Source organism: Marivita lacus (assembly GCF_014637725.1).
Taxonomy (GTDB): domain Bacteria; phylum Pseudomonadota; class Alphaproteobacteria; order Rhodobacterales; family Rhodobacteraceae; genus Marivita; species Marivita lacus.
This window is the reverse complement of the sequence record NZ_BMFC01000017.1, coordinates 1-17776: the sequence shown is the minus strand read 5'-3', so window position 1 is coordinate 17776 and position 17776 is coordinate 1. Positions and strand designations below refer to the sequence as shown.

General features: G+C 63.6%; 17 protein-coding genes. 11 read left to right on the top strand and 6 right to left on the bottom strand.

Annotation, left to right across the window (positions count from 1 at the left end; all coding sequences use genetic code 11):
* Window positions 1-19: 19 nt before the first annotated feature.
* The 3 genes from IEV82_RS20445 to IEV82_RS20435 are packed head-to-tail and all read left to right on the top strand — an operon-like array spanning window position 20 to window position 4752.
* Window positions 20-1351 (top strand): TolC family protein, encoded by a 1332-nt coding sequence (locus IEV82_RS20445; protein WP_188483939.1) that lies wholly within the window; start codon window positions 20-22, stop codon window positions 1349-1351.
* Between the two features lie 56 nt (window positions 1352-1407).
* Window positions 1408-3567 carry a type I secretion system permease/ATPase gene (locus IEV82_RS20440; protein ID WP_188483985.1) on the top strand — a complete coding sequence of 720 codons (2160 nt, stop codon included), beginning with the start codon at window positions 1408-1410 and terminating at the stop codon, window positions 3565-3567.
* 3 nt (window positions 3568-3570) lie between these two features.
* Window positions 3571-4752 carry a beta-barrel domain-containing protein gene (locus tag IEV82_RS20435; protein WP_188483938.1) on the top strand — a complete coding sequence of 394 codons (1182 nt, stop codon included), beginning with the start codon at window positions 3571-3573 and terminating at the stop codon, window positions 4750-4752.
* Between the two features lie 353 nt (window positions 4753-5105).
* Here the strand turns inward: IEV82_RS20435 and dtd are convergent, their stop codons facing one another.
* Together dtd and IEV82_RS20425 are read right to left on the bottom strand one after the other, a co-directional pair.
* On the bottom strand, window positions 5106-5549 hold the full coding sequence (gene dtd / locus IEV82_RS20430) for a D-aminoacyl-tRNA deacylase (protein WP_188483937.1): 444 nt from the start codon (window positions 5547-5549) through the stop codon (window positions 5106-5108).
* On the bottom strand, window positions 5550-6512 hold the full coding sequence (locus IEV82_RS20425; RefSeq protein ID WP_188483936.1) for an acetyl-CoA carboxylase carboxyltransferase subunit alpha: 963 nt from the start codon (window positions 6510-6512) through the stop codon (window positions 5550-5552).
* Window positions 6513-6651: 139 nt separating this feature from the next.
* Between IEV82_RS20425 and IEV82_RS20420 the strand changes: the two genes are divergently transcribed.
* Window positions 6652-7506 (top strand): AraC family transcriptional regulator, encoded by an 855-nt coding sequence (locus IEV82_RS20420; protein WP_188483935.1) that lies wholly within the window; start codon window positions 6652-6654, stop codon window positions 7504-7506.
* Here IEV82_RS20420 and IEV82_RS20415 read toward each other — a convergent pair.
* Window positions 7480-8076 carry a LysE family translocator gene (locus IEV82_RS20415; protein WP_188483934.1) on the bottom strand — a complete coding sequence of 199 codons (597 nt, stop codon included), beginning with the start codon at window positions 8074-8076 and terminating at the stop codon, window positions 7480-7482. The genes IEV82_RS20420 and IEV82_RS20415 overlap by 27 nt on opposite strands.
* 183 nt (window positions 8077-8259) lie before the next feature.
* Between IEV82_RS20415 and IEV82_RS20410 the strand changes: the two genes are divergently transcribed.
* Complete coding sequence (locus IEV82_RS20410; protein WP_188483933.1) at window positions 8260-8754, top strand: lytic transglycosylase domain-containing protein; 495 nt, start codon at window positions 8260-8262, stop codon at window positions 8752-8754.
* Between the two features lie 155 nt (window positions 8755-8909).
* Here the strand turns inward: IEV82_RS20410 and IEV82_RS20405 are convergent, their stop codons facing one another.
* Window positions 8910-9872 (bottom strand): L-malyl-CoA/beta-methylmalyl-CoA lyase, encoded by a 963-nt coding sequence (locus IEV82_RS20405; RefSeq protein WP_188483932.1) that lies wholly within the window; start codon window positions 9870-9872, stop codon window positions 8910-8912.
* 259 nt (window positions 9873-10131) lie between these two features.
* On the opposite strand from IEV82_RS20405, the gene dgcN reads away from it, so the two are divergent.
* The gene (gene dgcN / locus IEV82_RS20400) at window positions 10132-11133 is read left to right on the top strand and encodes an N-acetyltransferase DgcN (protein ID WP_188483931.1); all 1002 of its coding nucleotides are present in this window, start codon (window positions 10132-10134) and stop codon (window positions 11131-11133) included.
* A 73-nt stretch (window positions 11134-11206) separates the two neighbouring features.
* Window positions 11207-12169, top strand: coding sequence for an N-acetyl-D-Glu racemase DgcA (dgcA, locus tag IEV82_RS20395; protein ID WP_188483930.1), 963 nt, complete (start codon window positions 11207-11209; stop codon window positions 12167-12169).
* Window positions 12170-12172: 3 nt separating this feature from the next.
* On the opposite strand, the gene IEV82_RS20390 is transcribed toward dgcA, so the two are convergent.
* A complete protein-coding gene (locus IEV82_RS20390) occupies window positions 12173-13180 on the bottom strand; it encodes a DUF5671 domain-containing protein (protein ID WP_188483929.1) in 1008 nt (335 codons plus the stop codon).
* A gap of 174 nt (window positions 13181-13354) precedes the next feature.
* Here IEV82_RS20390 and IEV82_RS20385 point away from each other — a divergent pair, with 174 nt between their 5' ends.
* Window positions 13355-14218 carry a D-amino-acid transaminase gene (locus tag IEV82_RS20385; protein ID WP_188483928.1) on the top strand — a complete coding sequence of 288 codons (864 nt, stop codon included), beginning with the start codon at window positions 13355-13357 and terminating at the stop codon, window positions 14216-14218.
* A 3-nt stretch (window positions 14219-14221) separates the two neighbouring features.
* Window positions 14222-15421 (top strand): NAD(P)/FAD-dependent oxidoreductase, encoded by a 1200-nt coding sequence (locus IEV82_RS20380; protein WP_188483927.1) that lies wholly within the window; start codon window positions 14222-14224, stop codon window positions 15419-15421.
* On the opposite strand, the gene IEV82_RS20375 is transcribed toward IEV82_RS20380, so the two are convergent.
* Window positions 15418-16773, bottom strand: coding sequence for a cytochrome P450 (locus tag IEV82_RS20375; protein WP_188483926.1), 1356 nt, complete (start codon window positions 16771-16773; stop codon window positions 15418-15420). The two genes, IEV82_RS20380 and IEV82_RS20375, sit on opposite strands and share 4 nt — an antisense overlap.
* A 110-nt stretch (window positions 16774-16883) precedes the next feature.
* Here IEV82_RS20375 and IEV82_RS20370 point away from each other — a divergent pair, with 110 nt between their 5' ends.
* Window positions 16884-17510, top strand: coding sequence for a hypothetical protein (locus tag IEV82_RS20370; RefSeq protein ID WP_229747940.1), 627 nt, complete (start codon window positions 16884-16886; stop codon window positions 17508-17510).
* 139 nt (window positions 17511-17649) lie between these two features.
* A partial coding sequence (locus IEV82_RS20365) for a GTP-binding protein (RefSeq protein ID WP_229747950.1) occupies window positions 17650-17776 on the top strand: 127 nt, incomplete at its 3' end.

Sequence of the window (17776 nt, the reverse complement as noted above, 5' to 3'; positions counted from 1 at the left end):
AGGCGGGGGCTCAATCGACATGAGGCAGAAGACAAGGGCACTGGCAGGGGCTTTGCTTGCGGCAACGGCTCTTTCGGGATGTATGCAGGACATGGGCGCCGGGACCGTGTCGCGGTTCCTGTCCGCCCAACCGGACGCACCCACGGACATCGCAGGCGAGACACAGACTGCCGCATCCATGGCGGTCACGACGCAAGAGGCGTCTCCGATCATTGCAGAGCTGGCGACACGTCAGAGCGTACTGACTCCCGGCAGCCCCTATTCGCAGGTGGCCGCCGGTGTGCTGGCCGCCGATGCCCGCGTGGCCGAAGCCGAATTGCAGGTGGCGCAATTGCGCGCCGAGGCTGCGTCGAGGAACTGGTGGCCGACGATTTCTCCGCGCATCACGCTGACATCGCTGGGTGACCTGGTGGCCGACCTGGTGATCAACCAGGTGCTGTTCGACAACGGTCGCAAGAAGGCGGAACGCGATCTTGCCAAGGCCGATGTGGAACTGGCTGCCGTGGCATTGTCGGAAAGCAGCAATGACCGGGTTCATGACGGGCTGGTCCTGTATCTTCAGGCCGAAGAAGGCCGTGCTGCGGCAGACCTCTATGGTCAGGCGCTCAGGGACATGGGCCAGTTCGAATGGGTCATGAACGAGCGCGTCAAAGGCGGCGTTTCGGATTTCTCTGACCTCAACGTGTTGAAACAAAAGCTGGCGGATCTGCGCGCCCGCGATGCGGCGGCGCGGGAAAAGACCACCCGCGCTGTGGCCGAGCTGAATGCACTGTCGGCAGTGTCGCTGGCGGACCAGCGCGGTTTGCGCGGGATGGGGGCAACCCCTGCAACCCAGTCGCTTGACGTGCTGCGCGCCAAGGTGGAACGCGACCGGCAACTGGCGCAGGCCCGGATCGCCCGCGCGGCGCATCTGCCGGGGCTGTCCGCCGGGGGCAGTGTGCGCAATGGCGGCGAAGGTCTGGCGCTGAGCGTGAACACCGAACAGATGCTCGGCATCGGCACCGGTGCCTCCTTGCAGGCCATCGAAGCCACCAAGATCACCGCTGACCGCAAGGTGACCGAGGCCGAGGACATCTCGCGCCGCGCCATCGAAGCCGATCAGCGCAGCATCGCCGCGCTGAAGCGGCAAGCCGCCGAGGCCGAAGGGCTGACAGCACAGGCCAAGACCAATCTCGACCTCTTCCAGCGCCAATATGATGCGGGCACGCGTCAGGTGATGGATGTGGTCAGCGTCTACGAGACCTTCCTGCGGGCGCTTGAGAAACAACTCGACCTGAAATTTCAGGCCGCCCGCGCCGAGCTGGATGCAGCCAAGCGACTTGGCGTTCTTGCGGATGGAGCAAAGATTTGAGCGGCGTCAACAACATCACCCTGCTGTCCGGGCGCGCCAAGAACGCGGTTTTGCGGATGGTTCCGCAGGGGGTCAAGCCTGCGAATGAGCCCAAACGCGCCCCGCGTTATTCCGACCGCGTCCGCGCCCGGACCGACCTGATCCGCACCTATGCGGGCCGTCTGGGTCTGACCACGGTGGCGAGCGACATCAACGAGGCCATCGCCCTGCATCAGGACGCCAACGGGCGGGTCGGGCAGGACGCGCTGATCGCGGGGGCCAAGGCCGCGGGCATGCTGGCGCAGGGGCTGCATGTGCCGCGCCCGACGCCGGATCACTGGCCCGCGATTGCGCTGATGACCAACGGGCAGGCGGTGCTGGTCCTGTCACAGGATCGCATGACCCTGTCGATCTGGGACCCATCGGCCAAGGACAAGACCGAACGCGTCGACGTGGCGGAATTCGCGCCCTTCTACAGCGGAGTTCTGGTCCGGGGGGAAGCGCCGGTTCAGACGCTGGTGGACACGCATACCGATGCGGGGGAGAAAGCCCATTGGTTCTGGGGCAGCTTTTCCAATTACCGCCGCCAGTTCGGCGAGGTCGCGCTTGGGTCTTTCGTGGCGAACGTGTTGGCCCTGTCGGTCGCGCTGTTCTCGCTTCAGGTCTATGACCGCGTGATCCCGCACCAATCCTCGGCCACTTTGTGGGTGCTGGCCATCGGCGCCGCGATGGCGCTGATGCTGGAGGCGTTTCTCAAGGTGGCACGCTCCACGCTTCTGGACGGGGCCGGGCGGCAGATCGAAACCGGGGTGCAGCAGACATTGCTGAACCGGCTCTTGGGCATGCGATCGGATGCGGCCGGGCGGTCGCCCTCGCAGCTTTTCGCGTCGATGCGCGAATTCAGTTCGGTGCGCGAGTTCTTCACGGCGGGCACAGTGGGTGCGTTGGCCGACATTCCGTTCATCGTGCTGTTCCTGCTGATGGTCTGGTCCATCGCGGGCAGCGTGGTCTGGGTGCTGGTCGCCGGTGCGCTGCTGATGGTGCTGCCCGGCTTCTTCCTGCAAAAGAAGATGATCCGCATCACCCGCGAAATGCAGGGCGCCTCGACCAAGCAGTCGCGGCTTTTGAACGAGACAGTCACCGAACTTGACACGATCAAGACACAGCGCGCCGAAGATCGCTTTGCCCGCCAGTGGGAAGAGCTGACCTCGGTGCAGGCGCTGAAATCGTCCGAACAACGCCGCCTTGCCGCCGCTTTGACCTTCTGGAGCCAGGGCGTGCAGCAGGCGACCTATGTGGGGGCCGTGATCGCGGGCACCTACCTTGTCTTTGCAGGTGAATTCACCGTGGGGTCGATCATCGCCGTGGGCATCCTGACCTCGCGGACGCTGGCGCCGCTGACACAGCTTTCGGGCATCATGGCGCGCTGGGGCAACGTCAAGGCTGCACTCGATGCGCTGGACGGGATCGCCGACCTGCCGCAGGACCGGCAGGAAAACCGTAAGTACCTGCGCCGCGAAAAGCTCGAAGGCCGGTTCGAACTGCGCGAAGTCACCTTCCGCTACGACCCGGAAAGCCCTGCGGTTCTGGATATTCCGAGCCTCGTGATCCAGCCCGGTCAGACCCTGGCCATCCTGGGCACCAACGGGTCTGGCAAATCCACGCTGCTCAAGATGCTGTCGGGACTCTATGCGCCCACATCCGGGTCGATCTTGGTCGACGGCACCGACATGGGCCAGATCGACATGCGCGACATCCGCCGGTCATTGGGGTATCTGGGGCAGGACGTTCGGCTGTTCCACGGCAATCTGCGCGACAACCTGAACCTCAACATGATGGAGCGCGATGACGACCGGCTGTTCGAGGCGCTGGATTTTGCCGGGCTGGGGCCCTTCGTCAAGGGCCATCCGCAGGGGCTCGACCTGCCCATCCGCGACGGTGGCGAAGGCCTTTCCGTGGGACAGCGGCAATCCATCGGCTGGGCGCGGCTGTGGCTGCAGGACCCCGATGTGTGCCTGCTGGACGAACCGACCGCCGCGCTGGACCAGACGCTGGAAAAGACGCTGATCTCGCGGCTGGAAATCTGGCTGGCCGACCGCACCGCGATTGTCGCCACACACCGGGTGCCGATCCTCGCGCTGGCCGACCGCACCAGCGTTCTGGCCTCGGGACGGCTGGTGGTCGATGGCCCACGCGACCAGGTGCTCGATCACCTGCGCACGGCACAGGGGGCGTAAGCGATGGCTGTCAGCACAACCGATCTCAGCGCCCAGCTTGGCCGCCGTCTGCGGGGCCCGTCGATGGTCATCTGGCTGTCGGCGGCCGCGGTCTGGCTCTTCGTCGTCTGGGCGGCCTATGCGTGGATCGACGAGATCGTGCGCGCCGAGGGAGAGTTCATCTCGACCTCGCGCCCGCAGATCATCCAGAACCTCGAAGGCGGGATTCTGGCGGAGCTGCTGGTCAAGGAAGGCGACGAGGTCATGCAGGGCGACGTGCTGGCCCGGCTTTACGGCACGCAGTTCCGGTCGTCCGTGGACGACCTCGAAGACCAGATCACCGCGCTCGACATCCGGCGGTTGCGGATCGAGGCGGAAATGGCAGGTCTGGTGCAGTTCGACGTGCCGTGGGCGTTGCGGGAACGCAGCCCGGAAATGGCCGCTTCCGAACAGGCGCTTCTGGCCGCGCGTCAGCTTGATTTCAACTCGCGCTATGACGGTGCGCGCCGTGTCCTGGAACAGGCGGCGCAGGAAAAGAAACTGATGGAGGACCTTCTCGACAAGAAGGTCGTCGCCCTGATCGAGGTGACCCGTGCCCGCAAGGCGCATGCCGATGCGCAGATCAAGATGGACGAGATCATCACCCAGACCGAATTGATGCGGGCAGAGGAGTTTTCCGAAACGCTCAAGGAACTGGCGACGCTGCGGCAGAACCTGCGGTCGTCCCGGGACCAGCTGAACCGCACCGTTCTGGTCAGCCCGATGCACGGCGTGGTCAACAAGCTGATGGTCACCACCATCGGCGGCGTTGTGCGCCCGGGTGAGGAGATCCTGCAGATCATCCCGCTGGGCGAGGAGCTCTATGTCGAGGCCAAGGTCGCGCCCGAGAACATCGCCGGCATCCGCCCCGGTCAGGAAGCGACGATCAAGCTGTCGGCCTATGATTTCACCATCCACGGATCGTTGAAGGGCAGGGTCGACGTGATCTCGGCGGATACGTTCAAGGACGAACGCCGCCCCGAGGCTCCGGCGCATTACAAGGTGACCGTGCGGGTCGACAAGACCTCCCTGACAGACCGGCAGCGTCAGCTTGAAATCCGCCCCGGCATGCAGGCGACGGTCGAGCTGCACACCGGGGAAAAGACCGTGCTGCAATACCTGCTCAAACCGCTTTACAAATCGCGCGAGGCGCTGCGCGAACCTTGAGGACATGCCGGGCTGCGCCCGCCATGACAGGGTGTCTCGCCTGCGGCTCGGGCCTGTGGGGATGTGACGCCCAAGAAGGCGTCGGACCCGTGGTCGGTCATGTTTGGCATATTTGGAAAAAGAAGAAATCGGGGCTTGGTCCACCCCACCCAAGGCACCCTGTTCGAGCGAGGCTCTTGGTCGACCTCGGGTTGGGGCTTCTCCTTTTACGGTCATCGGCATGCCTGCCTGTACCGTACAGCCATTGATGCCCGGTCAAGGTTAATTGCGCGTTAAGGCGCATGTGCCACCTGCTGCTTCTTCTTTTTCCAAATATGCCAAAGCGCGGGTGAAAAAGGCCGAACCGGTTGTGGTCAGTCGGCGGTGTCCATCCAGATGGTGACGGGCCCGTCATTCAAAAGCCGCACCTTCATGTCCGCACCGAAGCGGCCCATGGCCACGGCGATGCCGTGTGCAGCCATTTGACCCGCGAAATACTCGTATAGTCGATTGCCGTCGTCGGGCGCGGCGGCGGTGGAGAAGCCGGGGCGGTTGCCGCGCGAGGTGTCTGCGGCGAGGGTGAACTGGCTCACCACCAGCGCGCGGCCCTCGATGTCGAGCAGCGACCGGTTCATGCGGCCCTCGTCATCCTTGAAGATGCGCAGCTTGGCGATCTTGGCGGCCAGCTTTTCGGCCTGCGCTTCGGTGTCGCCCTGCATGGCACAGATCAGGATCAGCAGGCCTGTACCGATCTCGCCCAGCACCTCCCCGTCGACGGTGACCGAGGCTTCGGAGACCCGTTGGATCAGAGCGCGCATTTACGCCGCCAGACCCTTGGTGCCGATATCGAGGAACTTGCGGCGGCGCTGCGCCACGAGTTTCTTCGGGGAGAGATCAGACAGATCGGCCAGCATGGCGCGCAGGGCATTGCCGACGGATTGGATGGTCTGTTCGCGGCCGCGATGGGCACCGCCCAGGGGTTCGGAAATGATCTGATCCGCGACTCCGAGGTTGAGCAGATCCTGCGCGGTCAGGCGGAGCGCCTCGGCGGCTTCGCGCATCTTTTCGGCGTCTTTCCACAGGATCGAAGCACAGCCTTCGGGCGAGATCACCGAGTAGACCGAATGTTCCAGCATCGCCAAGCGGTTCGCGGTGGCAAAGGCCACGGCACCGCCCGATCCGCCTTCGCCGATCACCACCGAGACCAGCGGCACACCGATCTGGAGGCATTTTTCGGTCGAGCGGGCGATCGCTTCGGATTGGCCGCGCTCTTCGGCACCCTTGCCGGGATAGGCGCCGGGGGTGTCCACCAGCGTGATGACCGGAATGCCGAAGCGGTCGGCCAGATCCATCAGGCGCACCGCCTTGCGGTAGCCTTCGGGGCGGGCCATGCCGAAATTGCGCTTGAGGCGGCTTTCGGTGTCGTGGCCCTTTTCGTGGCCGATCACCACCACCGGCCGGTCGTCGAAGCGGGCAAGACCGCCCATCACGGCGTCGTCATCGGCGAAATTGCGGTCGCCGGCGAGCGGTGTGTATTCGGTGAAGAGCGCGTCGATGTAATCGGTGCAATGCGGGCGTTCGGGGTGGCGGGCGATCTGGCATTTGCGCCAGGGTGTCAGTTTCTTGTAGAGATCCTTGAGCAGCGCCTGCGCCTTGGCGTCGAGCGCGCGGGCCTCGTCCTCGATGTCCATCTCTTCGTTCTTGCGGGCCATGGCGCGCAGTTCTTCGGCTTTGCCTTCGATCTCGGCCAGTGGTTTTTCAAAATCGAGGTAGTTGGTCATTGTGGATCTGCCTGTTGTTACTTGATGCTATATGGCCGTGACGGCCTGCTTTTGCAATCTGACTGCAGGAACAAGCTCCGCAAGATTTGTCTCTTGTGACTGGGGCAGGATCAGGGGGCGATGATTGGGGGAGGTGCACGTGATCAACTACGAGGCCCGGCTTAGACGGGTGGTGCAATACATCCATGACAATCCCGCGGGGGACCTATCGCTCGATGCCTTGGCGGCTGTGGCGGCGATGTCGCGGTTTCATTGGCATCGTGTCTTTGTGGCAATGACCGGCGAGACCTGCGCGCAGACCGTGCGGCGGATCCGGGCACACAAGGCGGCGCATTGGCTCATCCAGACGGAATGGCCGGTGTCGGTGATTGCGGTGCGGTCGGGGCATCGGAACGTCCAAAGCTTTGCACGGTCGTTCCGGGTGCATTTCGGGGTGACGCCCGCAGCTTTTCGTGCGGCCGGGGTGTCAGGCGAATTTCAGCTTTTGAGAGAAGGACGGAGAGAGATGGTCGCGTATGACATTCGAGAACGGGAGCCCGTGAGGTTGGCGGCCTTGCCGCACCGGGGCGCTTATCAGGACATTGGTCGGGCATTTCAGGAAGTTGCGGCGATCTTTACGGCGCGCGGGCTTTGGGCAGAGGCCGGGCCCATGATCGGCGTTTATCATTCGGATCCCTCTGCCGTGCCGGAGGCCGATTTGAGAAGCCACGCCGGGGTGCAGGTCGGCGCAGGTTTCGAGATGCCGGATGTGTTGGAGGAGGTCGTTCTGCCTGGCGGGCCGCATGCGGTGATGCTTTATATCGGACCCTATGCGGGGTTGCCGGCTGCGTGGGACGCGCTTTACGGAAAGGCGCTGCCTGCATCGGGTCGGTTGCCGGCTGAGCATGCTTCTTTTGAGGTGTATCTCAATGATCCCACCTCTGTTGCGCCGGAGGCCCTGCAGACCGAGATTTGTGTGCCTCTGGCGTCAGGTCCAGAGAACCGGGACGAGTGAGGCCACCAGGAGCCCGGCCATGGCCCAGTTGAAGACCCGCAGGCGGATGGGGCGGTTGAGCAGGCGGCGCAGTTGCTGACCGATCACCGTCCAGGTGGTGGTGGAAATACAGCCCATGGCAACATAGGTGCCCGCGACCCAGAGCACGGCAGCGATGTCGCGTCCCGTGGCGTAGAGCGTGATCGCGCCGAGCGCCATCGACCAGGCCTTGGGGTTGACCCATTGGAACGCGGCGGCCTGGAGGAAGGTGAACGGCGTGCCGCCTGCCTTGGGTGCATCATCGGGTGGTGCGGCATTGGCAATCTTCCATGCGAGGTAGAGCATGTAGAACACCGACAGCACCTTGAGGATCGTGTAGGACAGCGGCCAGAGGTCGAAGACCTGCATCACGCCAAGCCCAACCGGCACGATCATCAGTGGGAACCCGAGCCCCACACCCAGCATGTGCGGGATCGAGCGGCGGAAACCGAAATTCGCGCCCGATGTCATGAGCATCAGGTTGTTCGGCCCCGGCGTGATCACGGTGACGAGGGCAAAACTGGCAAGGGCTATGAAAAGGTCAGGTGTCATGCGGTGCATTGTCCGGTGAAGTTCGGACCTTATTGTTGCGGATGCGCCGCGACTGCAAGCGGTCTGCGTTGCTGCCGGTGGATTTGGAGACCACGGCGTCCGGGGCAGGGCGCTGAGCAAAGCCTTGCCGATGCCGCAAAAGACGGGATTGCCTTGCCGCAGAGTTCGTCGCAAGGCTGGCGCATGAAACATTTGCAATTTGCCTGTTCGGTCCTGTGTGCTGCGCTTTTCCTTGCAGCCTGTTCCACTGCGCCATCCGAGCCGATGGAATCGACCGTCTCGACCCGGAACCTTTATCCCAATGAAACGCCGGAGCTGCGCGCGCTGATCGTCAAGGCGGCGGCCGAGAACGAGGTGCCGGTGTCCTTGGTGCAGCGGGTGGTGGTGCGGGAGAGCACGCATCGTCCCGAGGCGCGGAACGGGCCGTATTTCGGGTTGATGCAGATCCTGCCTGCAACCGCGCGAACGATGGGATTTCGGGGCCAGCCCTCGGACCTGCTGGATGCGGAGACCAACCTGCGCTACGCGGTGCGGTATCTGCGCGGGGCGTGGCTTGTGTCTGACGGGGACGAGGCCGACGCCGTCGGATGGTATGCGCGCGGGTATTATTTCGAGGCCAAGCGTCTGGGTGTTCTGGACGAGACCGGCGTTCATGGGCGCAAGTCCTGGCGCGAGTGATCTCAACTTTTTTGCAAGATGTTGATGAGAATCTTCGTACGAAGATTCTCGGGCGCCACCATAAAATTCTGGCAGTTGGCGACGACCGCCCCGCGCTGTTTCAGGCGCAGGGGCGGTTTGCTTTTGATGTCATTGTGTGATGAAGCGCAAGGAGGTCAGCCCTTGGGCGCGATCATCTCCGATTGGCGCACAATCACCTCGGCCTGCTTGATCGAGGCGATGTCCACGAGGCGGCCCTTGTAGACCGTCGCGCCTTCGCCCTTGGCCTTGGCCTCTTCCATCGCGGCAAGGATTTCGCGGGCTTCGGTTACCGCAGCTTCGGTCGGGGTGAAGACTTCGTTGGCGAGCGCCACCTGTTTGGGGTGGATCGCCCATTTGCCCACCATGCCCAGCGTGGCCGACCGCAGCGCCTGCGCACGGAAGCCCTCGTCATCCGAGAAATCACCGAATGGGCCATCCACGGGCAGCACGCCATGGGTGCGGCAGGCGGCGACGATGGCGGTCTGTGCCCAGTGCCACGGATCGGACCAGTGTTTCGCCCCTTCGTGCAGCATGTAGTAATTGGCCTGCGTGCCGCCGATGCCGGTTGTCTGCATCCCCATGGAAGCGGCGAAATCCGCGGCCCCGAGACTCATCGCCTGCAGGCGCGGCGAGGCGGCGGCGATCTCCTCGACATGGGTGATGCCAGCGGCGGATTCGATGATGACCTCGAAGCCAAGCCGCTTTGTCCGGCCCTTGGCGGCCTCGACCGCGCTGACCAGCGCATCCACCGCATAGAGATCGGCCCCGCAGCCCACCTTTGGGATCATGATCTGGTCCAGCCGGTCGGGCGCGCGTTCCAGCAGGTCCACCACGTCACGGTACCAGAACGGAGTATCCAGACTGTTGATCCGCACGCTGAGCGTCTTGTCGCCCCAGTCGATGTCACCGATCGCCTGAATGATGTTCTCGCGCGCGCTGTCCTTGTCCGAAGGTGCGACGCTGTCTTCGAGATCGAGGTTGATCACGTCCGCATCCGATCTGGCCATCTTTTCGAAGATCGCCGGGCGCGAGCCGGGGCCGAAGAGTTGGCAGCGGTTCGGACGGGCGGGGGGCGTGGGCTGGATGCGGAAGGACATGGGCGCCTCTTGGTAAGGATATTTCGTTTGAAGTCTCTGTTGGGTTATGAAATTACGCGGATTTCTGCAAGTGCATTTCGCACCTGCGGCATTGTTGCTGCCGTGCAGCGATGTCTGGCTGCGCAAGATTCTGCGAAGAAGTGGCCTGATTGAGAAGAAATTTTGTGCAAGTGGCGTTGATTCCGGTGCTGGAGGCGATGCAATTGATGCTTGGCACTGTCATTCTTCCTGTACTCATACCGCATGTCAGGGGGCGACGATGATCAAGACACCTTATCTTTTGTTTCTGGGCGATGCGCCGGATGGTCTTGCCGCCAAGGTGGCGCAGGGGATCAAGGACTGGCGGCCCGGGAATTGCGTGGGCCAGTTCCGCATGGAGGGCTGCAAGGCCGATCTGGGTCTCACGGACATGACCCTCGCCGAAGCCCGCGCGGCTGGTGCGGAAACGCTCGTTGTCGGAGTTGCCAACCGCGGCGGCAAGATCAGCCAGGCGTGGAAGAAGGTGCTGGTGATGGCGCTGGAAGAGGGGTTCGACCTGGCCTCCGGGCTCCACAACCTGTTGCGTGACGAGCCCGATCTGGTGGCCGTGGCCCAGGCCACGGGACGCAGCTTGCATGATGTGCGGGTGCCCGAGGTCGAGTATCCCATCGCGGACGGAGTGAAGCGGTCGGGCAAGCGGGTTCTGGGCGTCGGCACCGATTGTTCGGTGGGCAAGATGTATACCGGGCTGGCGCTGGACAAGTCCATGCGCGCCATGGGGATGAAGAGCACGTTCCGCGCCACCGGGCAGACCGGCATCCTGATCACCGGGGATGGCGTGCCGCTCGATGCGGTTGTGGCGGATTTCATGGCCGGGTCCATCGAATGGCTGACGCCCGACAATGATGCCGACCATTGGGACGTGATCGAGGGGCAGGGGAGCCTTTACCACGTGTCCTTTTCCGGCGTGACGCTGGCGCTGATCCATGGCGGGCAGCCCGACGCGCTGATCCTGTGCCACGAACCGACGCGGACGCATATGCGTGGCCTGCCGGGCTATGACCTGCCCTCGCTGGAGGCGCTGCGCGACACGGCGCTGCCTTTGGCGCGGATCGCCAATCCGGATTGCGTGGTGGCGGGGATTTCGATCAACACCCAGCATATGGGTCAGGCCGAGGCTGTGGCCTATCTCAAGGAACTGGAGGACCGGATGGGACTTCCCGCCGTCGATCCGTTCCGGCACGGGGCGGACCGCTTGGCCGAGGCTTTGGCAGCGCTCTGACCATCACGAGCGATGCGCCCTTGGCCATGTGGCTTTGGCATATTTGGAAAAAGAAGAAGCAGGGGAAGTGCACATGATCGAGGTGACGCACGATGTGTTCCGGCTGGCGCAGGTCTTTACGATCTCGCGCGGCAGCCGGACCGAGGCAAAGGTGTTGACCGTGCGCGTGACGCGGGAGGGCGTGACCGGCTGGGGCGAATGTGTGCCCTATGCGCGCTATGACGAGACATTGGAGAGTGTCGAGGCGCAGATCCGGTCCTTGCCCGAGGGGATCGACCGTTTGGCGTTGCAGGAGGCCCTGCCCGCCGGGGCGGCGCGGAATGCAGTGGATTGCGCGCTTTGGGATCTCGAGGCCAAGCAGGCCGGGTGCCGGGTGTGGGAGCTGGCAGGGCTGCCTGCGCCGGGGCCCGAGGTGACGGCGTATACCCTGTCGCTCGACACGCCCGAGGCGATGCAGGCGCAGGCGGCGAAACATGCCCATCGGCCCTTGCTCAAGATCAAGCTGGGCACGCCCGATGACATGCCGCGACTGGAAGCGGTGCGCGCGGGCGCGCCCGAGGCGCGGATCATCGTGGATGCCAATGAAGGCTGGTCTGCCGAGGTCTATGCCGATCTGGCACCGCATCTTTTGCGGCTGGGTGTGACGCTTGTCGAGCAGCCCTTGCCCGCCGGTGAGGATGACGCGCTCTTGGGTGTGGACCGGCCTGTGCCGCTCTGTGCCGATGAAAGCTGTCATGACCGTCGGTCGTTGCCCAAGCTCACGGGCAAGTATGACATGGTAAATATCAAGCTCGACAAGACCGGGGGGCTGACCGAAGCGCTCAAGTTGCGCGATGCAGCCCGCGCCGAGGGCTATGACGTGATGGTCGGCTGCATGGTCGGGTCGTCGCTTGCGATGGCCCCGGCGGTGCTGGTGGCGCAGGGGGCGGCGATCACGGATCTTGACGGTCCGCTTCTGCTGGCTGCGGACCGCGCGCATTGGCTGCTTTTCGATGAGGCCGGGGTGCACCCGTCCGACGCGTTGCTCTGGGGGTGAGGCCTAATCGGTTCGCCGGTCGATGCAGGCTGTGTTTGCGTCGAGGCGCACATCGTAGCTGTCCACGGCGGAGGGATATTCGATCTGGACACACAGCGAAAACGCGGTTGCCGAGGTCCTGTCATATGTGATCTCGCGGGCAAAGCCAGTAAGCCGCGCCGGATTGCGGGCGCAGATCATCGGGTCGAGCGTGTCTGGCAGATTCGCGCGGTCGATTTCGGGGCATTGGGTGACGTCATTGGCCAGCATGCGCAGGTCTGCCATCCGCCACTGGTCGCGCTGTTCCATCTGGCCCTGTGCCGGGCCGCCCACAAGCCGAAAGGTCAGACCGAGAGACAGGGCTGCCACGCCGATCAGAACCCAGCCCGCCGGAAGTGGGATTGCCGCTGATGGTAAGGTGCGGGTTTCGCGGAAATAGGCCAGAACCACCCCCGCAATCAGCGCCACGATCGCGGATTTGACCAGAAAGCGCAGGGTGATCTGGCCGTCCAGCCAAGTGTAGATCAGGTTGAGTGCGTCACCCAAAAGCGTGATCGCCGCCGCCAGCATCGCCAGCGCGGACAGCCAGCGGCGGACGGCACCATGCATGCGCGCGGGATCTGCGGCTGTGGCTTGTCGGTCTTTGCGGTCAAGAGCCCAGAACACCGGCACAAACACAATCAGAGCAGCCATCGACCAGCGCAGTCCGGACAGTCGCCCGTAGGCCGCAGGCTCGCCGGGTTCGGGCAGCCAGATGTTGATCTGTGCAAACAGGAGGATGAGCGTGCTGCCGACAACCATGCCGAATACCACAAAGAGCAGGCTGTAGAACAGCGCATCGCGCGCCGCGGTGGATCGCATCGGGCGCGGTACGGCCTGCTTGCCATCCTGATGCAGCCAGCCTGCCAGGGCGGCGTCGATCTCGGTCTCGGTCCAGTCGGCCGCGCGCAGCGCCTTGGCGATGTCGTCTTTCGATTGGCCCGATTGCAAGGCGTCGCGGATATAGGCGGAAAGTTCGGGAGCTCTTTGCATTCAGGGTCTTTGTCTGTGCTGTCCGACCTATGGGAGGTCTGGAGCGCGGCGCGGTCAATGACTTTTTTGCGCGCTGTCGGCAGCATATGCGAAATACCTTGAAAGTCGCTGCCGCGCGCCGCTAAACCGGATCGACACAGGCTTGCATGAAATTGCTTTCGGAAGGACCACCCCATGACCCGCACCGTGTATGTGAACGGAGACTACCTGCCCGAAGATGAGGCGAAAGTGTCGATCTTCGACCGGGCGTTCCTGATGGCGGACGGGGTCTACGAGGTGACGAGCGTGCTGGGCGGCAAGCTCATTGATTTCGCGGGCCATGCCAGGCGGTTGGAGCGGTCTCTGAACGAGCTCGACATCAAGAAGCCGGCGGTGTTCGGTGACCTGCTGGAGATCCATCGTGAGTTGGTCAAGGTGAACGGGATCGAGGACGGCTTGGTCTATCTGCAGATCACGCGCGGTGCTCCCGGCGACCGGGATTTCGTCTTTCCCGATCCTGAAACGACGGAACCGACCGTGGTGCTGTTCACGCAGAACAAGCCGGGATTGGCGGACAGTCCGGCGGCCAAGGTGGGCATGAAGGTCATTTCCATCGAGGACGTGCGCTGGGGACGGCGCGACATCAAGACGGTGCAATTGCTCTACCCGTCGATGGGCAAGATGATGGCCAAGAAGGCGGGTGCCGATGATGCGTGGATGGTGCAGGACGGGCATGTGACCGAGGGCACCAGCAACAATGCCTATATCATTACCGGCAACACCATCGTCACCCGCGCCTTGTCGAATGACATCCTGCACGGGATCACCCGCGCCGCCGTGCTGCGCTTCGCCAAAGAGGCGCAGATGCAGGTGGAGGAACGCAATTTCACCATCGACGAGGCAAAAAAGGCGGATGAGGCCTTCATCACCTCGGCGTCGTCCTTCGTGATGCCGGTGGTCGAGATCGACGGTGTGGCCCTAGGCGATGGCACACCCGGCGCGCGCACGGCGCGTCTGCGCGAGATCTACCTCGACGAAAGCCGCAAGGCCGCGATCTGATCCATGGGCGCCATGCCGGAGCGGGACAGCTATGATGTCGTGATCGTCGGTGGGGCGATCATGGGGTCTGCGGTTGCGTGGTTCCTGACCGATCTCGGCTTTGATGGGCGTATCCTTGTCTTGGATCGTGACATGAGTTTCGAGCGGTCGGCCACGGCCACCTCGACCTCGTGCATCCGGCAGCAATTCTCGACCGAATTGAACGTGAAGATCAGCCAGTTCGGGGCGGAGTTCATCACCAACCTGCGCGCATTCATGGGCGGCGACACGCGCGTGCCGCAGCTGGGGATCCGGAGTTTCGGCTATCTTTATCTGGCGGACACCGACGGTTTTGCCGATGATCTGCGCGATCGGGCTGCGGTGCAGGTGGCCGCAGGGGCCGCGACGCGGCTTTTGACGCCCGAGCAGATCCACAAGCTTTATCCGTTCTACGCGCTGGACGACATCGTGCTTGGGTCGATCAACACGCGGGGCGAAGGTTATTTCGACAGCATGGCGGTCTTTGAATGGATGCGGCGGCAGGCGATTGAACGCGGTGCGGAGTACGTCGAGGACGAGGTTGTCGGCATGGATGTGGCGGGCGGTTCCGTCCGGTCGGTCGCTTTGGCAAGCGGCGCGCGGATCGCCTGCGGGCATGTGATCAACGCGGCCGGACCGCGGGCCGGGCACGTGGCGGCAATGGCCGGGATCGACCTGCCGGTAGAGCCGCGCAAGCGCATGTCCTGGGTGTTCAAGGCCGAGGCACCGCTGGACCGCGACTTGCCGCTGACGATTGATCCGTCGGGTCTGCATGTGCGCGAGAACGGCGGCGGCACCTATCAGGCGGGCGGACATTTCGGAGATGATCCGGCGGTGGATTTCGACGATTTCGAGATGGATCATGGGCTGTGGGAGGCCGAAGTCTGGCCCTTGCTGGCGGCACGGATTCCGCAGTTCGAGGCGATCAAGCTGACCCATAGCTGGGTCGGGCATTACGAGATGAACGTGTTTGATCACAACGCGGTGCTGGGGCCGCATCCGGATGTGCGCAACTTTCTGTTCATCAACGGGTTTTCCGGGCACGGCTTGCAGCAGGCCCCGGCGATGGGGCGCGGGCTGGCTGAGTGGCTGTGTTCTGGTGGATATGAAACGCTTGATCTGAGCGGGTTCGGATATGATCGGCTTTCGAGCAGCGCGCCGCAGGTCGAGAAAGCGGTGATCTAGAGCGGGTCGACCTCGAGCCAGACGCCGCCCTCGGGGCGCAGGGTGATGATCATCACCGGATCCGGGTCGACGCCCTTAACCGATCTGAAACGGAATCGCCCTAACAGGGTTGCCAGGATGATGACGGCCTCCTGCAGTGCAAAACTGGCGCCGATGCAGATGCGGGGACCGTCGCCAAAGGGCAGATAGGCGTAGCGGTCGGGTTTCGCGCCATGTGCCCAGCGGTCGGGGTCGAAACGGTCGGGATCGTCCCAAAGCAGGTGGGACCGGTGCAGCGCGTAGATCGGGATGATCACGGTGTCGCCGGGACGGATGGGCGTGCCACAGAGCGTGTCTTGAGCAAGCGCTGTGCGCGACACGATGGCGGCAGGCGGATAGAGGCGCAGCGCCTCGTCGATGATCTGCCGGATATAAGGCAGGCGGGACAGGTCGTCGGCGGTGGCGGCGCGGCCTTGCAGAACGGAGTGCGCCTCGAGACGGGCTCGATCCTGAACGGCGGGGTCGAAGGCGCAGAGGTAAAGCGACCATGCGAGGGTCAGCGCTGTGGTCTCGTGGCCTGCGACGATGAAGGTCAGGAGGTTGTCGCGGATCTCCTCGGTGCTCATGCGACGGCCTGTCTTGGGGTCTTCGCTCTCAAGCAGCAGGTCGAGCAGGTCCGGCGGGGTCTGCCTGCCCTTGGACTGACGGGTATCGATCACGGCATCGGCCGCGGCTTTCATGTCGCCCATGCCATTGCCGGCAAGGTTGCGGCCGGGGCGCGGAATCCAGTCGGGCAGGCCCAGCACGTCGAAGAGCGATACCTTGCCCGCGTCCGAGATATAAAGGTCGATTGCCCGCTGAACGGCCGTGCGGTCGAAGCCGGTGTCGCCGGAAAACGTCACGTCCGAGATGACGTCGAAGGTGGCGGTGATCATCTCGTCCAGCAGGTTGACCGCGCGGTTGCCGACCTGTGCCATGCGATCCGCAGACCGCTCTGCCGCGCGGGTCATCACGGGCGCAAGGGCCGCGACGTTGCGGTGCGAAAAGGCGGGGGCGGCGGTGCGCCTTTGCCAGCGCCAGTGCTTGCCCTCTGCAATGAACAGCGAGTCGCCGATGGCGGGGCGCAGCAGGTTCTTTGTGACGATGGATTTGGGATAATTATCGACATTTTCCAGCAGAACGTGCCGGATCGCCGCCGGGTCGGTCAGCATGTGCCATCGCGTCCCGGTGCGCCCTGAAACAATGGCCTGACGGGTCGACGCTTCGGGGATGATCGTCAGCAGGTTTTGCCGCGAGGCCTGCCAGCTTTGCAGAACGTTTAACGGCTCGCGAACAAGTGCAGCCCGCACCGGCAGGGCTGGCGCAGTGGGCATCTTCGTGGGGTTCGAAATCTCTGTCATCTCACGAGGAAGTTAGCGCGCGCAGGACAGGTCGCCAGTGTGGGCGCGTTGCACCGCCTGACGTGCTGGGCTAGAAGGGCGGAATGACATTTCCGGGGGACGCGATGCGCCGCTTTCTTGTTGCCTTGCCATTGCTTGCAGCGCTTGCCGCATGCGGCAGTTCCACCCGCGACCTGGCGGAGCCGACGGAACCTCTGGGCGATTTCAGCATCGCCCATATCGGCGTTGTCGCACCCAACCTGCAAAAGCTTCTGGTGTCGCGCGACGCCACGCAGGAGGAATGGATCACTGCGGTCACGAAGGCGCTGGACGACCGGTTTGGCAGGTTCGAGGGCGACAAGTATTACCATCTCGGTGTGAGCGTCGAAGCCTATTCGCTGCCGCCGCCCATCATCCCCGGCAAATCGGCGCTGGCGTTGAACGTGACGGTCTGGGACGACGCGGTGCAGTCCAAGATGAATCCCGAACCCAAGCAAATCCACGTGATCAAGGTCTTTGAATCGCGGATCTCGAAGAACCGCGAAGAACAACTGACCGGTCTTGCCGAAGAGGCGGCCCGCCTGATCGAGGTGTGGCTGCGCGAAATGCAAGAGAGCGATGGCTGGTTTTCGGGCAGCCCGGATGCGGCGAGGGACGTGGATCAATCCGGGCCTGAACAAGCGATGACGGCCCCGGTTGCGCTGGACGCTCCCGGCGCCGTGACACGCTGAAGACGCCGCAGTCGGTTCACCGGATTGGCGCGGCCTGCGGTGGTTCGTTTGGGCTTGATTTTCTCGTTTTCTCCGCATAGATCGCCCGCGATGAAAACCGGGTCGGGTGGACCCCCCAAGTCACGAGGCGTCTGAAGAGATGGGCAAGGAAAAGTTTGAGCGCGGCAAGCCGCACTGCAACATTGGCACGATTGGTCACGTTGACCACGGCAAGACGACGCTGACGGCGGCGATCACGAAGTATTTCGGTGAATTCAGGGCCTATG

What these genes read in the sequence shown, in the direction of transcription:
- IEV82_RS20375 (WP_188483926.1), bottom strand. Translation starts at nt 16,773, where the DNA reads ATGCCCACTGCGCCAGCCCTGCCGGTGCGGGCTGCACTTGTTCGCGAG.
- IEV82_RS20390 (WP_188483929.1), bottom strand. Translation starts at nt 13,180, where the DNA reads ATGCAAAGAGCTCCCGAACTTTCCGCCTATATCCGCGACGCCTTGCAA.
- dgcA (WP_188483930.1), top strand. Translation starts at nt 11,207, where the DNA reads ATGATCGAGGTGACGCACGATGTGTTCCGGCTGGCGCAGGTCTTTACG.
- dgcN (WP_188483931.1), top strand. Translation starts at nt 10,132, where the DNA reads ATGATCAAGACACCTTATCTTTTGTTTCTGGGCGATGCGCCGGATGGT.
- IEV82_RS20370 (WP_229747940.1), top strand. Translation starts at nt 16,884, where the DNA reads ATGACATTTCCGGGGGACGCGATGCGCCGCTTTCTTGTTGCCTTGCCA.
- IEV82_RS20445 (WP_188483939.1), top strand. Translation starts at nt 20, where the DNA reads ATGAGGCAGAAGACAAGGGCACTGGCAGGGGCTTTGCTTGCGGCAACG.
- IEV82_RS20380 (WP_188483927.1), top strand. Translation starts at nt 14,222, where the DNA reads ATGGGCGCCATGCCGGAGCGGGACAGCTATGATGTCGTGATCGTCGGT.
- IEV82_RS20440 (WP_188483985.1), top strand. Translation starts at nt 1,408, where the DNA reads ATGGTTCCGCAGGGGGTCAAGCCTGCGAATGAGCCCAAACGCGCCCCG.
- dtd (WP_188483937.1), bottom strand. Translation starts at nt 5,549, where the DNA reads ATGCGCGCTCTGATCCAACGGGTCTCCGAAGCCTCGGTCACCGTCGAC.
- IEV82_RS20410 (WP_188483933.1), top strand. Translation starts at nt 8,260, where the DNA reads ATGAAACATTTGCAATTTGCCTGTTCGGTCCTGTGTGCTGCGCTTTTC.
- IEV82_RS20435 (WP_188483938.1), top strand. Translation starts at nt 3,571, where the DNA reads ATGGCTGTCAGCACAACCGATCTCAGCGCCCAGCTTGGCCGCCGTCTG.
- IEV82_RS20385 (WP_188483928.1), top strand. Translation starts at nt 13,355, where the DNA reads ATGACCCGCACCGTGTATGTGAACGGAGACTACCTGCCCGAAGATGAG.
- IEV82_RS20415 (WP_188483934.1), bottom strand. Translation starts at nt 8,076, where the DNA reads ATGACACCTGACCTTTTCATAGCCCTTGCCAGTTTTGCCCTCGTCACC.
- IEV82_RS20425 (WP_188483936.1), bottom strand. Translation starts at nt 6,512, where the DNA reads ATGACCAACTACCTCGATTTTGAAAAACCACTGGCCGAGATCGAAGGC.
- IEV82_RS20405 (WP_188483932.1), bottom strand. Translation starts at nt 9,872, where the DNA reads ATGTCCTTCCGCATCCAGCCCACGCCCCCCGCCCGTCCGAACCGCTGC.